10 protein-coding genes are annotated in these 13,566 nt (G+C 34.3%); 2 read left to right on the forward strand and 8 right to left on the reverse strand.

Translation table 11 applies throughout. The annotated features are described in order from the left end of the window. Window positions 1-124: 124 nt before the first annotated feature. Entirely contained in the window at window positions 125-5,590 is a 5,466-nt protein-coding gene (locus CGC48_RS05355; protein WP_098028757.1) for an alpha-2-macroglobulin family protein, read from the reverse strand. A 144-nt stretch (window positions 5,591-5,734) separates the two neighbouring features. On the opposite strand from CGC48_RS05355, the gene CGC48_RS05360 reads away from it, so the two are divergent. Next, a complete protein-coding gene (locus CGC48_RS05360) occupies window positions 5,735-6,448 on the forward strand; it encodes a pyridoxine 5'-phosphate synthase (RefSeq protein ID WP_098028758.1) in 714 nt (237 codons plus the stop codon). Between the two features lie 46 nt (window positions 6,449-6,494). Here the strand turns inward: CGC48_RS05360 and CGC48_RS05365 are convergent, their stop codons facing one another. Both CGC48_RS05365 and CGC48_RS05370 read right to left on the reverse strand, forming a co-directional pair. Further along, a complete protein-coding gene (locus tag CGC48_RS05365; protein WP_098028759.1) occupies window positions 6,495-6,923 on the reverse strand; it encodes a hypothetical protein in 429 nt (142 codons plus the stop codon). Window positions 6,924-7,063: 140 nt separating this feature from the next. Continuing rightward, the gene (locus CGC48_RS05370) at window positions 7,064-8,713 is read right to left on the reverse strand and encodes a DUF4139 domain-containing protein (RefSeq protein WP_098028760.1); all 1,650 of its coding nucleotides are present in this window, start codon (window positions 8,711-8,713) and stop codon (window positions 7,064-7,066) included. A 169-nt stretch (window positions 8,714-8,882) separates the two neighbouring features. On the opposite strand from CGC48_RS05370, the gene CGC48_RS05375 reads away from it, so the two are divergent. After that, a complete protein-coding gene (locus CGC48_RS05375) occupies window positions 8,883-9,290 on the forward strand; it encodes a DUF2059 domain-containing protein (RefSeq protein ID WP_041991385.1) in 408 nt (135 codons plus the stop codon). A 73-nt stretch (window positions 9,291-9,363) separates the two neighbouring features. On the opposite strand, the gene pyk is transcribed toward CGC48_RS05375, so the two are convergent. The 5 genes from pyk to CGC48_RS05400 all read right to left on the reverse strand — a co-directional run bounded on the left by pyk (window position 9,364) and on the right by CGC48_RS05400 (window position 13,544). Continuing rightward, window positions 9,364-10,815 (reverse strand): pyruvate kinase, encoded by a 1,452-nt coding sequence (gene pyk / locus CGC48_RS05380; RefSeq protein ID WP_018279895.1) that lies wholly within the window; start codon window positions 10,813-10,815, stop codon window positions 9,364-9,366. Next, window positions 10,809-11,282 carry an IPExxxVDY family protein gene (locus CGC48_RS05385; protein WP_098028761.1) on the reverse strand — a complete coding sequence of 158 codons (474 nt, stop codon included), beginning with the start codon at window positions 11,280-11,282 and terminating at the stop codon, window positions 10,809-10,811. The genes pyk and CGC48_RS05385 overlap by 7 nt, the downstream gene beginning before the upstream one ends. A gap of 122 nt (window positions 11,283-11,404) precedes the next feature. Next, a complete protein-coding gene (locus CGC48_RS05390; protein ID WP_098028762.1) occupies window positions 11,405-11,599 on the reverse strand; it encodes an LPXTG cell wall anchor domain-containing protein in 195 nt (64 codons plus the stop codon). 27 nt (window positions 11,600-11,626) lie between these two features. Next, window positions 11,627-12,208, reverse strand: a complete 582-nt coding sequence (lptC, locus tag CGC48_RS05395) for an LPS export ABC transporter periplasmic protein LptC (RefSeq protein WP_098028763.1) — start codon at window positions 12,206-12,208, stop codon at window positions 11,627-11,629. 4 nt (window positions 12,209-12,212) lie between these two features. Beyond that, window positions 12,213-13,544, reverse strand: coding sequence for a hypothetical protein (locus tag CGC48_RS05400; protein WP_098029765.1), 1,332 nt, complete (start codon window positions 13,542-13,544; stop codon window positions 12,213-12,215). Window positions 13,545-13,566: the final 22 nt, after the last annotated feature.

Consider the following 13,566-nt stretch of genomic DNA (forward strand, 5'->3'; position numbering starts at 1 on the left):
TATATTCTACATACGAAAATATTGATTAACTAATTTTATTCTCATACAAATATGACACTGAATTTCAATAAAAAAGCTGAGAATATCTCCCAGCTTTTAAAAAAATTGAAAATTAATCTATATTTTATTCTCCTCGATACACTTCAACCCATTTCCCTTCAGTTCGGGTGTTATAACGATTGTTATACATCGCTTCAGCAAAAGTTCCCGGAAGATAATAACGTCCTGCGTAGGAAGCATTTATTTTTAATTTTATAACTTTTACTTGGTTACCTTTCAAAGGGAAATAAAAATTAGCTCTATCATCTCTGAAATCCGTATAATCAATGTATGAACTCTGTTCTGTATCTCCGTAATCTGTAAAGCGTGTATTGATAATTTCCCAACCCGACGGAATAATTTGTGTCAGAGCCACATTTTCAACAGGTTCGTTCGTTAAATTTTTGACCTCAATCGAAGCAATCAGTTCCGTACTCTGACGCAATTGGCTCACATCAACCCAATTACCATTTTTATCTCGATATGTGGTTGTAATAGCCAATCCATTTTGCATTGGTAATTCTTTTCCTACAGGCAATACACCACTTGAAATCAATCGTGTATAAAGCGTTTGTTTTGAAGTATTTTTAACTTGCAACAATTCCTTATCTCCCTTAACAGGTAATTCAACGGAAGCCATCGGTTCATCTGACTTAATATTTTCCGTTTTTCCTCTCAATGAATATGACGCTGAGAACGATTTACCGCTTTTGTTTATTTCAATATATTTAGCCATTGCATAAAGAGCATACGCCGTAGTTTGTGTACTCATCCAATCGGAAGATGAAAGCCTATTAGCAATCTCCAAAGCCCAACGTGCAGCATCTTCTTTCTTACCAATTAGAAGCGCTGTTTCCAAAGCCATCGCCTTATTACGAACCTCGGAGCCATAGTAATAATAGTTGTCATAATCATCGTCAACTGCAACTGACTGGAAAAGATTATTCGCAGTTTGCTTTTGTCCTGCAATTGCATAAGAAGCTGCCAATAAGCGTTTTGCATTAGATGAAATATCCTTAGTTTCACGTAATCGGTTCATTGCCCCCATATTAGGCTCTCCTGCCAAAGCCAATGTGTACAGGCGATATGCCTGAGCAAAATCATTTTGATACTGAGGCTCGTAACGCCACTGACGAGCTTCATTATTTTGATAATCTAACCAATTTTGTTTACTACCTGATGGAAGCACATATCCTTTTTTCTCTGCAGAAATAAAGAAGTGACCAATGTAAGAAGTTGCCCAATCATCAGCATATCTATTTCCTTTCCAGTAGGCAAATCCACCGTTAGGAAGTTGATTTTCGTGAAGTTTGCTAATAGCCGTAGTTACATTTCGTTGTACACTTTCTGCTTTTTCAGGCGTTAGGTTAATAAAATCAGATAAAAACAATTGTGGAAAAGCACCAGAGGTAATCTGCTCACCACAACCGTGAGGATATGAAATTAAGTAATTCAATCTCTGATGTAAATTTACACCTGGGAAACTCGAAATTTCCAGCACACTTTTAGCATTTTCACCAAAAACAGAGGCATTCAAACTCTGTGTACTACCTTCTGTAAGTACAGCATTTTGAACAAAATAAGTAACAGGATTTGGGTTGTACACATCCATTTCCACCTCATAGGTAGCCTTTTCACCACCCGAAACTGCTGTAATTTTCACCTTTCCTATACCCACTTGTTGTGCAACTTCTAACTCAAAATAAGCCATTTTTTCACCCGCCGAATCAAATTGTAACGATTGTGATTTATTACCAACTATCTTGAAATGAGCATTCGTTTCCACAGAAACAGTCGCATTTCGGATACTTTTCTCCATTGCAAAAACCGTAACTGGAAGCGTAATCCTCTCACCTGGAACGGCTTTCCTTGGTAAAGAACCTAACAATGATAATGGACTTACAACGGGAATATCCTTCTTCTCTGCACTTCCAAATGCGTTTTTAGCAACATCGGAAGCTACAACCATTACCCTTGCTGACCCTATATAATTTGGAATTTCAACATCGTGAACGTTTGTATTACCTTTCTTCAAGTTATATGGACCTTTAACAATTACAAAAGGCTTAAAACGATTTGCTTTTTGAGCATCAGCTCCTCCTAAATCTTCATCTCCTCCTATACTGAATGCCTGATTTACAGTACCTCCATAAGCTCCAATAACATCATTGTAAATATCCCAAGTCTTTACCCCCAAAGCTGTTTTTGAGAAAAACTTATTCCAAGGATTTGGCGTTTTGAATCGGGTTAAGTTCAGTAATCCATCTTCTACAATTGCCAAAGTGTACGTCATTGGTTTACCCGACTTTTCACTGATTTTAACGGTCGTTTTTTGTTTAGGACGTAACACATCAGCCATCTGAATTACAGGATTCAACTGAGTTTCCTTGTCCACTACCGAAATTGGTAACACGCCATATAATCGTATTGGAGCATCATTTATCGAATTAGCGTGGGGCTGAAGTAAAGTCACGTACAGATACACATTGGGAGCCATTTTTTCTGTAATAAGAATTTCATAACTGGTTTCAGCCGATTTGGTTTCCACCCAGTATGTTTCCAAAACATCATTTCCGTTTTCTACAGAAATTAAAGCCCTTCCGCCCTCATCAGAAGGAAATGATATTTTCGCTTTTTCTCCTACATTGTACTCTTTCTTGTTGCCTCCTAATGAGAGCATTATAGCTTCCTCACTTGATGCTTTTCTCGATTTTCCTGACCAACTACCCCAATCGAAATAGACTGTAGTTCCACTTTTGTGACCACTTTGTTCATCAGAGAGTAATATAAAGTATCTTCCCCAATCTTCATCAGGAATTTTTAAATCGAATTTCGCTTTACCTCTTCCATCAGTTTCTATCACTTTTGTTGTATAAATCGCATTGCTACTTGAACTATTATAAGTTGAAATATTTTGATTAGAAGCATCCCACCACCAATTCCAACCTACTTTGTAAACGGTGACTGACACGTTTTGCCCACGCAAAGGTTCTCCACTTTCGGAAAGAGCAGCTACCTCAAAAATGTGATTTTCTTCTGTATTATAATAGTCGTACTTGTTGGCTTCTGGCAATCTTAATCCTACATAACTCTCATAAGGTGAGAATGATGCAGAAGTTACATCTGTACTAAAATCCCCTCCACTTTCGCTGGCTTGTGTAAGGAAATTCACTCGCAACATTCCAGGAGCTTGTAATTCATTGGCTTTAAAATAAAAATTAGTTTTTCCTTGACTATCAGTTCGTCCTTCGTATACAGAAATTTCCTGGTTTTCAAACTGATAGGCTTCATTATTAAAAATATATTTTTCATATCCTTTGAAAGCCGTTTCCTTTGGATAGAATTTTGCCTTAACACTTACTTGTGTGTTCCCCGCAGGTGAGCCGTGCAACCAGAGTACTTGCAAGTTAGCATTAGCTCCATTGGCTGAAATTAGCTTTTCGTTTAAGCTATTTTCAATCTTCAATCTATTAGGTTTGATGGTTTCTATTTTTATTGATTTATTGAATTTTGCTGCTCCTGCCGAAATACTCACATTCCAATTTCCCGTTGGGGCTTCGGGTGATGTTTTCAATCCAAAAACGTAGTGATTTACAGGATTACTACTCTGTACACGTTCTGCAATTACTTTTCCATAAGGGTCTGTAAATTTGAGCTTTATAGGTAATTTTTCAGGCAATTTTTGAGCAAAATCATTCAAAACAAATCCCACGTGAATACTATCACCTGGACGCCAAACACCTCTTTCCGCGTAGATAAATCCATTTAATCCTTTTTGCAAACGTAATCCATCTACATCATATTTACTAACCGATTGAGGAGCTGCATCATCCATTTTTACATATGTGGTATTGTTATCTTTTTTGACCTTTGCAAAAAATGCTCTGTTAGAAATATCAAACTTAACAATTCCATCGCCATCTGTTTTACCTTCTTGTATTTTTTGTTGCTGATAATCAAAAACTTCTACAACAGCACCACTTACAGGCTCTGTATTTAAAATATTGTTAACAACAACTACGAAATTATTGTTTTGTCCTTTCTTAACAATCACTCCCAAATCACTAGCTAAAACATTAGTTCCCAAAGTTTTATTATAAAAATAATCGTCACAAGGATTATCGCTACTTCCCCAGTAATAGTAGTCTTCTTCATAATCTTCTGGTTCATTTTCAAGAGGTTCTTCTTCAAAAGATAAATCAAGAGGTTCGTTCTCTGAGCCACAAGCATAAAGCGAATAATTTTTCTTCATTGAGAATTCTACTCGGTAAATAGCTCCTGGCTCTGGCGTGATAACTGATGATAAATCAAGCGAATATGTATTCCATTCTTTCAATGGTGAAAGTGCATTTTCAGAAAGCTGAATTACCTTTTTAGCAATAGGTTTCCCAACTCTTTGCAATCCGTAATTTGAGCCTAAACTATTTTCCTGCAAAAACTGAAGGATATTATTTTCATAAATACGATAAACAACAGCGTTTACGGCTCTTAAATTAATCGCCTGAAAATGAATTTTTAAATTCTGAGAACTTGGTAAAATTGTTCCATTTTTTACAAGTCGGATTTCGGGTTTTTGTTGTAAAAAACTAATATCAAACGTTTTAGAATCATCAATGCGTTTGCCATAAACACTACGTATCCCCTGATTAACAAATACCTGAAAATCACCTTCATCAGAGGCTTCACGGAAAACTTTTAGAACGTTTCCGTTTACACTGTATTTTAATTCTGTGTCTGTATTACTGAGATTTACCAATCCGTTGAAATTCTGATTTTTTTCAAGAGGTTCCGAAAAATTAATGGTAAACAATTGATTTGATGAACTTTCCGTTTTTGCAGAAATAGCTTTAAAAGTACCCTTTTCAGGAATTAAAGTTGAAAAAGGAAGTAAATTTTCGGAAGGTACATCGTTTGCATTCCACGAAACTTGCAATGTTTGCTCATTATCCAAGCGTGGAATACTATCAAAAACAATAGAAAACTTATTGCTACTACTCTGAGAAAGAAATTTTACAGATATTTTCTTACTTCCCAGCTTTGCAGAAATTAATTTTTTTGCTTTTTCATATGATATTTTATCGCTGGAAAGCAACTCTGCGTTCAAAAAATACAAGTTTTCATTATATGATTGCAAATCTCCCTCTTTGATTTTGTAACCTTGTTGTAAAGTTTTTATCGAAAAATTAAATATTTCCAATCCTTCAGAAACTGAAAATAACTTCTTGAGATTGAATGAAACTTTGTATTCAGTATCTTGTTCCAAACGTTTTTCAGGAATAAATTCTACTTCATAAGGGTTCAAGCAAATTACTTTTCCTTTTACTTTCGGAGAAACTTCAAACAAATCCAAATCATTGATTTTAGCTATCTTTTCTTGAGAAATGGCTTCATTAAAAAGTAACTTGAAGCTGGTTTCAGCAGAAACAATTCCACTGGTAAACCCTGATATATAGTCCTTGTACAACAGCGGATTACTATTGAAAATGGTCGTATCTTTTTTACACGCAAATAACGTTAAAAGAGCAGTTAAGAATAAAATTACTTTCCTCATAATCTATATGCTTATTTTGAATGGGTAAAGATACAAAAAGTACAAAAAATTATCATTTTATTTCAAAAAATAATTTTTCAGTATAATCATCTTTTATTTTTGTTACGGAAATCTTACCTTTGTGGTAAATAATCAAATTTTGAGATGACAAAACTAAGTGTAAATATTAACAAAATCGCCACTCTTCGAAATTCCCGTGGGGGAAATGTTCCCAACTTATTAAAAGTGGCTACTGATGTACAAAAATTTGGAGCAGAAGGAATTACAATTCACCCTCGCCCTGATGAACGACACATTCGTTACCAAGATGCTTTTGATTTGCTAAATGTTGTAGTTACAGAATACAATATTGAAGGAAATCCAATTCCAAAATTTATGGATTTAGTGCTGAAAGTGAAACCTACACAAGTAACGCTTGTTCCTGATGCTGATGATGCTATTACCTCCAATGCTGGATGGGACACCATCAAACACAAGACATATTTGACGGAAATAATTGCCGAATTTAAGCGTAACGGCATACGGACATCATTATTCGTTGACCCTGTGGAAGCAATGGTAGCAGCTGCCGCTGAAACAGGAACAGACCGCGTAGAACTTTATACCGAAAGTTATGCGACTGAATACGAAAAAGGAAACAAAAAAGGAATTGAGCCGTACATAAAAGCAGCTTTGGAAGCTCAAAAAGTAGGTTTGGGACTTAATGCAGGACACGATTTGAGTTTGGAAAACATCAAATTCTTTAAAGAAAATATCCCAAATTTGCTGGAAGTTTCAATCGGACACGCACTCATCAGTGAGTCGCTTTATTTGGGATTGGAAAATGTAGTAAACTTATATTTGAATAAACTCAAATAAAACAAAAACTCCAAATTGTAAAATCAATTTGGAGTTTTTTTATATCTTAGAACCAATTTTGCCAAGGTATTCTTGACAAGAAACATATCAAGCCTAAGGCATAAAAAATGGCTATTTTTCCAAAAGCACGATTATCTGTAGGCTGTTTTTTGTGTAATGACCAACCAATGGTAATGAGTACAACACCAATAACAATCATTAACGGGTGTTCCAAAAGTAATTTACGTAAATAAGAATCTCTCATAACTCCACCTGCTTTCCAAGCACTAAACAAAGGAGAAGTTACATAAAGAATTACACCTATAAGTAATTGAATATGTGAAAAAATAAGTGCGTAAAGACCTAATCTTAAATCTTTTGCTGTATATTTTCTCTTACCAAAAAAGCCAATGATTGCATTTACTGTTGCTGCAAGAAGCACCAAAAGTACTGCATAAGCAAACCAAGAATGAAGCTGAAGAATTGTACTGTACATAATGAATTATTTAGTTCGGGCAAATATAGATGATTTAAGTTAAAAAACGAAAGCCTGAATATTATTTTTCAAAAATTCAGGCTTCAAAAAGATAATAAGATTGAAAGTAAATTTAAAATATCTCTCTTGTTGATTCTCTTTTAGAGGTTTTCAACAATTGTATCCCTATCAGATTCTACTTGATAAACAAATCTAATTTTTTTATTTTCATTGGGTTTCAAATTTATTTTCCACTTCAAACTTCCCTTTTCCTTATCAAAGGTAGCTTCCTTAGCTTCTGTTAGTGAAACTTTTATTGTTTTCTCTGTGCTTACAGGAACTTGGTCTTCGATTTCGATCGTTATCGCTTCTTTTTTATTGTTTTGTACGCTAATTTCATAAGTGAATGTTTGTATTTTTTTGGAACTTAATGATTTATTTTCCGTATTTTTTGAAATCAATTTTCTTTCAGTGACAATCCTTTTGTCTTTTCCTAAACTTAATACAAGTTTTTTGTCTGCATTTTCAGGATTGATATTTGTTTTCCCGACATACATCCCTTCAAAAATAAGACTTGCCTCACCAGAAAGAAGATTGTATTTACCATAATTTTCGATATTTCCAATCAAATATGCCCCTAAATCATATTTTGGTGCTGAATAATATTGATAAGTTGCAGGAATTTCTACACTTTTGAGTGAAACACTATGTTTTTTTCCGTTAGAAAGGATTGTGTAAGGCAAATCAATATCAAAAACTACATTGAATTGTGTTTCACCCACCACTACTGCATCATCTAATGACTTATCTTCCAGAATCATATCCTCTTTGGCAACTTCAACAGATTCAAGTTCCATTGTTTGCATATTTTTCTGAAAAGCCGCCTTTTCTCTCCTTACATTGGAGATTTCTTGAAGCATTACTTTGGCAGAATCATTTTTTCTGGAGTGTATAAACCAAGTATTTAAAGTTGGTGCTTGTGTATGGCTATTAACATAACCACTTGACAATACGATTTTTACATCATTCCAATCAACTCCTGTGTTTTGAGTTACCGCCGCATTGTACTTCAACATAATTGGTGTGTTAATTTTTTCGGAACGAACCTCGTAAAACGGATTCCAATGAGCCTGATAAGAAATATAATTAAGTTGAAAAGGAATTTTTCCTGCGTTTTCATTAATCACTCTAAGTATTAATTTGCCTCTATTGTTCGTATTTTGGGAAGAAATTGCTCCCAACCGAAATTTCAAAGAATTTAATTTTTTTTGCAGTTCTTTCCCTTTTTCGGAAATATTTTTAATCTGATTTTCAAGTTCATACCTTTTATTTTTATAAAAATCGAGCAATTTTGATAACTCCGCAGAATTCACATTTGCTCCTGAAAGTTGCTGATTTTTATCCAATAACTCAACCGATTTTATAATAGAATTCTCAAGAATTTCATTCTTTGTTATCTCTTTTTCAACAGCCTGAATACTATCATAAATCGGACGGACAGATTCAGGTATATAACTTTCTTCATATCCTGTAATCGCCTGATTTGTAAACTGAACAGACAAAATCGTAACCTTAGAAGTTGATTTTATTTGTATGGAATTTTCATCTAAATAATTTGCGACGTTGCTAATCACAATCTCGGAAGTTCCTTTGGGCAAGGTAACATTGGCTATCTGCTGAATTTCAGCCCCATTGAAATAAAGTTGCACTTTTTCGGCTTTTGCATTGGTGAAAACGGGAGCCTGTGCATAAAAAAGATTCGTTAAACAAGTGAAAATGGCAAAAAAGATAATACCTACATTTCTATTCATCTCTTAAAAATATTAAAATAACCTCATTCTGGAAATATGCAATAAGTATGCCTTTCTGACAAAATAAAAAAATAATATATGTAATTTTCTATCAATTTTTCTCAAATTAATTTTCTTTTCTGGAAGATTTCTTATATCTTCGTGCAAATAATCAAAAAAATATTTTACAATGAAAAGAATTTTATTAACACTAACACTTTTATTTACAACATTCTACACCTTCTCTCAAGCAAAGGACGATTTCAAAAAAGACACTCAAAAGCTAATTTCAATAGTAAGTGGAGCTTCTTTTGATGCCGTAACTACTTCTCTAAAACAATTTATTCCTGCAGATAAGTTTCAAGATGCGGAGAAAGAGATAAAAGCATTAATGCCTGAGCTTTATGAAACTATGGCAAAAATTTATATGGAAGAATTTACCCATAATGAAATCAAAGAATTACTGAAATTCTACGAAACTCCAATTGGTAAAAAAATGGCAGAAAAAACATCTGTTCTGACTCAAAGAGGAATGACCGAAGGAGCAAAATGGGGACGAGAAAGATTAACTCCTATTATTCAGAAATACAATAAATAGTTAGAAAAAAGACAGTAGCAGGTTCTTCACAAACCACGCTACTGTCTCTACCTAAAAATGATTTATATGGCTTCTATTTTGCTCTAATCGCACACGAATCTATCTCAGAAACGCGCAAAGTATTGACTTTTCCTTTACCCTGTATTGGCATAGCTGCCAAACTAATCATAATATCTCCCATATTCACGTAACCCTTTTCATTAGCGATATGATTCACATCCTCAATAGTTTCATCAGTTGAAACAAATCTATCGTAATAGAAAGTTGTAACTCCCCAAAGTAGGCTCAACTGTGTTAAGATACGTCTGCTTGACGTAAATACTAATATGTGCGAATTTGGACGATATGACGAGATTCGATAAGCTGTATATCCACTATTTGTTAGCGTAGAAATAACCTTAGCATTCATTTCATTCGCCATTGTAGCTGCGTGATAACAAATGGAATTAGTTACATAACGTCCCGAACGAACAAAAGGCGTACGCATAGGTACTTTAATCAATTCTGATTCTTCAACACTCTTAATAATGCGACTCATTTGTTCTATTACCTGTACTGGATAAGCCCCAACAGAGGTTTCTCCCGAAAGCATCACCGCATCAGCACCATCCATCACGGAGTTTCCTACGTCGTTTACCTCAGCACGTGTTGGAGTAAGACTTGAAATCATACTCTCCATCATTTGTGTAGCAATAATTACAGGAATATGATATAATTTTGCTTTATGTACTAACTCTTTTTGGATTAGAGGAACTTCTTCCGCTGGAATTTCCACACCCAAATCACCACGCGCAACCATAATTCCGTCGCAGTTAGCCATAATTTTATCTATGTTTACTAATGCTTCTGGTTTTTCAATTTTAGCAATAATTGGGATTCTATTGCTTGAATTTTCATTTATCAAATCTTTCAAATCCTGAATATCAGCAGGATTACGAACAAATGAAAGTGCAAACCAATCTACTTCTTGTGAAATGGCAAAAAGAGCATCTTTTATATCTTTTTCTGTAAGAGCTGGTAATGAAACATTTGTATTAGGAAGGTTTACTCCCTTTTTTGATTTCAACGGACCTCCTTGAATTACCTCAGCCTCAACTTCATTCTCTTTATTTGTTGAAACTACCTTAAAGATAAGTTTTCCATCATCAAGCAAAATTCTCTCACCTGGATTTACGTCTTTAGGAAATTCTTTGTAGTTCATATACACTCGCTCCTGATTACCTGTGAAAGGCTCTCCCGTCGCAAAGGTTATCTTATCACCTGGATTTACAATAATTCCTTCTTCCATAACCCCAACACGCAATTTAGGACCTTGTAGGTCAGCCAAAATTGCTGTGTTATATCCATATTCTTTATTGACAGAGCGAATCATATCCACACGTTTCTTAACATCTTCATAATCAGCGTGTGAAAAATTGATGCGAAATACATTCACTCCTGCCTGCATCATATCTTTAATTACATCTCTGGTATCTGTAGCAGGACCTAAAGTAGCTACAATTTTTGTCTTTTTTGTACTTAACATTCTTGAAATATTAATTTGTGTTTTGAACTTAATGTGTCTATATCTATTTTATAAATTGCTGAAATATATGGAATTGTAGCAATCTTCTTTATAATTTCTTTTTCGTTAAATCTCCCTTCTGGATTTATTTTGAGAAAAAAATCAACTTTTCGTTGATTATCAATCAAATAATTAACAAATGTGGTTGCTTCAAACAAAGATGTTTCCTTCATTTTAGTTTCGGTAAAAGACTTATTAGCAATGCAATTCCAATTTATCCTTGATGACTCATCGCACCAATGATAATAGGAAAAATCGGCATTAGTTTCTGCTCCCACAAAAGTCTTTTTCTTGGAATCTTTTGACAACTTTATTTTCAAAATCTTGTTGAGAAAATAAACCAAACGATAATCCTTCATTGTGGTATGAATTGCCATCAGCCTGAAATCGTCGTCTAAATAATTTCTTGATAGTCTGTGTATAATCATAGCACAATGTTTAACGCAACAAAAGTACGAAAAAAAAGACAATCGCCAACTAACCTCACATAATTAACAATTAGTTAATCTTTCCGCTTTCCACTGAAAAAATGAATGCTTTTTTGTAAAAATTACGAATTATCTTTTCTTTCGTTTCGCTTCCTATTCCTTCTTCTGAGGAAAAACATTGCTAAAGAAGCAATTGCAAAAGCAATATAAAGATAAAAAGATTGTTTTTGTCCTGTTTGCCAATATTCTACCGCCAAATAGATGGAAATAGCACAAACTGCTAAATAAGCATACTCAAAAAAAATTCTTGCGTTCAAAATTCTGAATGATTTAAAATTTGTAATTTATTCCTGATTTTCCTTATCCTCAATGGCTAAAATTCCTGTGGTTTTGTGAGCTTTTACTGTTGAAAATTCCTTGTCAAAATCCATTCCAACACCTTTTGTAAGCGTTCCTTTAATAGAATCCGTAAATACAAACTCTTTCTCTGTGAAAACCCAATCTTGCTTTTGATCCCAAAAGAGTTGAGAAGTTTCGAGCTTTTTGCCATCAAAAGTTGTCAAAACAACACTATCCCGAAGCTCCACCATTTGTGAATTGTTGTAAATAATTCCGTACTTAGCTTGTACTGTGTTTTGATTATTTTTGTTATCAAAAAAATCAACCTTTACGCCTTCAGGAAATTCCCAGTAAGGAAATTGTTGATTGGAAAAATCTCTATTCTGTGGACTTGTAATAATAGCGACCACCTTTGTAGAATCCGTGTAAACCAACCTGAAGTTAAAAACCTCGCCTTGCGGAAACTTATGAACAACATTCATTTGTTGAAGGCTCTTCAAATCATTTTTACACGAAAAAAGTATTGCCATACAACAAAGTACGGCAATGCTTTTCAATTTATTTTTAGATAACACAAAAAATTTCATTTTATTATAGTGCAGGGACTTTCACAGATTGTCCTACCCAGCATTTGAAACTGATAGTTTTCCCAGCCATTCCTGACTCAAACACATCAACTTTTGATGGAGCCAACGCGTCATAGTGTTTTGCCAAGCTTTCTAATCCTCCTTTACGTGCTGTACTTGCTGCTAACCAATAGATTGCACGTTTTTCAAAAGAAGTATTTCCACACTCATTAGCACTATCTGCATAAGCCTTAGCCATTATACGATACGCATCAGAATTTGAAGGGTTGTATTTCAATGCTTCTTGGGCGTACTTAACTGCTCCTGATTTTGAATGCTTTGAAGCAATCTTAGTTAAAATTTTTGATTTTTTAAGATTGTCACTCTCCAATCGTACAGACTCATTGTAGTACTCTACCGCTTTTGAAGTGTTTTTATTTTTGTCATTTAACACCCCTAAATAGTATGCAGATGAAGCAGAAGGAGACAACTCGTGCAAAGAACCAACAATTTTCACAAAAAGCGGATCACTTGTACAATCTTTATCAGACATTTTTCCAGCAGCTCTTCTTAACCAAACTTCATTCGTTTTGTTTGCTTCAAAGTTTTTGCTGTAAAGAGGAATTAAATTGTCACAATCAGCCAATCTTCCCAATTTAGCGTCAATACTTTCTCCTATAAGCTCATAGTTATCAACACGTTGACGAGAAGCTTCTAATATTTTCTTATCCTTAGCACTGATTGTTCCTGCCTCTTCTTGTGCGATGTATTTGTTAATTGTTTCAGACAAATGGTTTTTTTCATCTTGAATTTTCTCAACCACATCATCATATGTATCAAAAACATCTTGTAGTGGCTTTTTACCTTCTTCGTGTAAAGAAACTAATACTGAAAAATACAAGTACAATGCTTTTTCATTTTTAAAGTTTTCTTTATCTTCCTTGAATGCTTTGCTAAGCAAATCGTACACTTTTTCTTTCTCCTCAGAAATTAATAGTGATTGTTTGATACGCATTTCAGTAACTCCCATTCGAGTAGGGAAATACTTATTGTAATCTTCGTAAAGTTTAAGCAAATCTTTTACAAAATTTTCTTTCTCTGCTCCAGTACTTTTATCTATTTTGTGTTTTAGGATAGCTTCTCCACGTACGTAAACAGCAGCATTGATACTTGGGCACTTTTCATAAACGGACTTCCAAACAGGATACGCAGCATCGTACCGCTTTGCTTTTGCGTCTTCATTGAAAATTGATAAATTCTGTTGAAGCTCCTGATCTTGTTTGCAATCCTGAGCTTGTGCACCACCCACGTAAAAAACACTTACTAAAAATGCCGCTAGTAAAAATCTCTTTTTCATCTTTCGTTGTTTTTTATTGTTC

Source organism: Capnocytophaga cynodegmi (assembly GCF_002302475.1).
Classification (GTDB): domain Bacteria; phylum Bacteroidota; class Bacteroidia; order Flavobacteriales; family Flavobacteriaceae; genus Capnocytophaga; species Capnocytophaga cynodegmi.

Coding starts and splice junctions, on each gene's coding strand:
- CGC48_RS05355 (WP_098028757.1), bottom strand. CDS start 5,590: ATGAGGAAAGTAATTTTATTCTTAACTGCTCTTTTAACGTTATTTGCG.
- CGC48_RS05360 (WP_098028758.1), top strand. CDS start 5,735: ATGACAAAACTAAGTGTAAATATTAACAAAATCGCCACTCTTCGAAAT.
- CGC48_RS05365 (WP_098028759.1), bottom strand. CDS start 6,923: ATGTACAGTACAATTCTTCAGCTTCATTCTTGGTTTGCTTATGCAGTA.
- CGC48_RS05370 (WP_098028760.1), bottom strand. CDS start 8,713: ATGAATAGAAATGTAGGTATTATCTTTTTTGCCATTTTCACTTGTTTA.
- CGC48_RS05375 (WP_041991385.1), top strand. CDS start 8,883: ATGAAAAGAATTTTATTAACACTAACACTTTTATTTACAACATTCTAC.
- pyk (WP_018279895.1), bottom strand. CDS start 10,815: ATGTTAAGTACAAAAAAGACAAAAATTGTAGCTACTTTAGGTCCTGCT.
- CGC48_RS05385 (WP_098028761.1), bottom strand. CDS start 11,282: ATGATTATACACAGACTATCAAGAAATTATTTAGACGACGATTTCAGG.
- lptC (WP_098028763.1), bottom strand. CDS start 12,208: ATGAAATTTTTTGTGTTATCTAAAAATAAATTGAAAAGCATTGCCGTA.
- CGC48_RS05400 (WP_098029765.1), bottom strand. CDS start 13,544: ATGAAAAAGAGATTTTTACTAGCGGCATTTTTAGTAAGTGTTTTTTAC.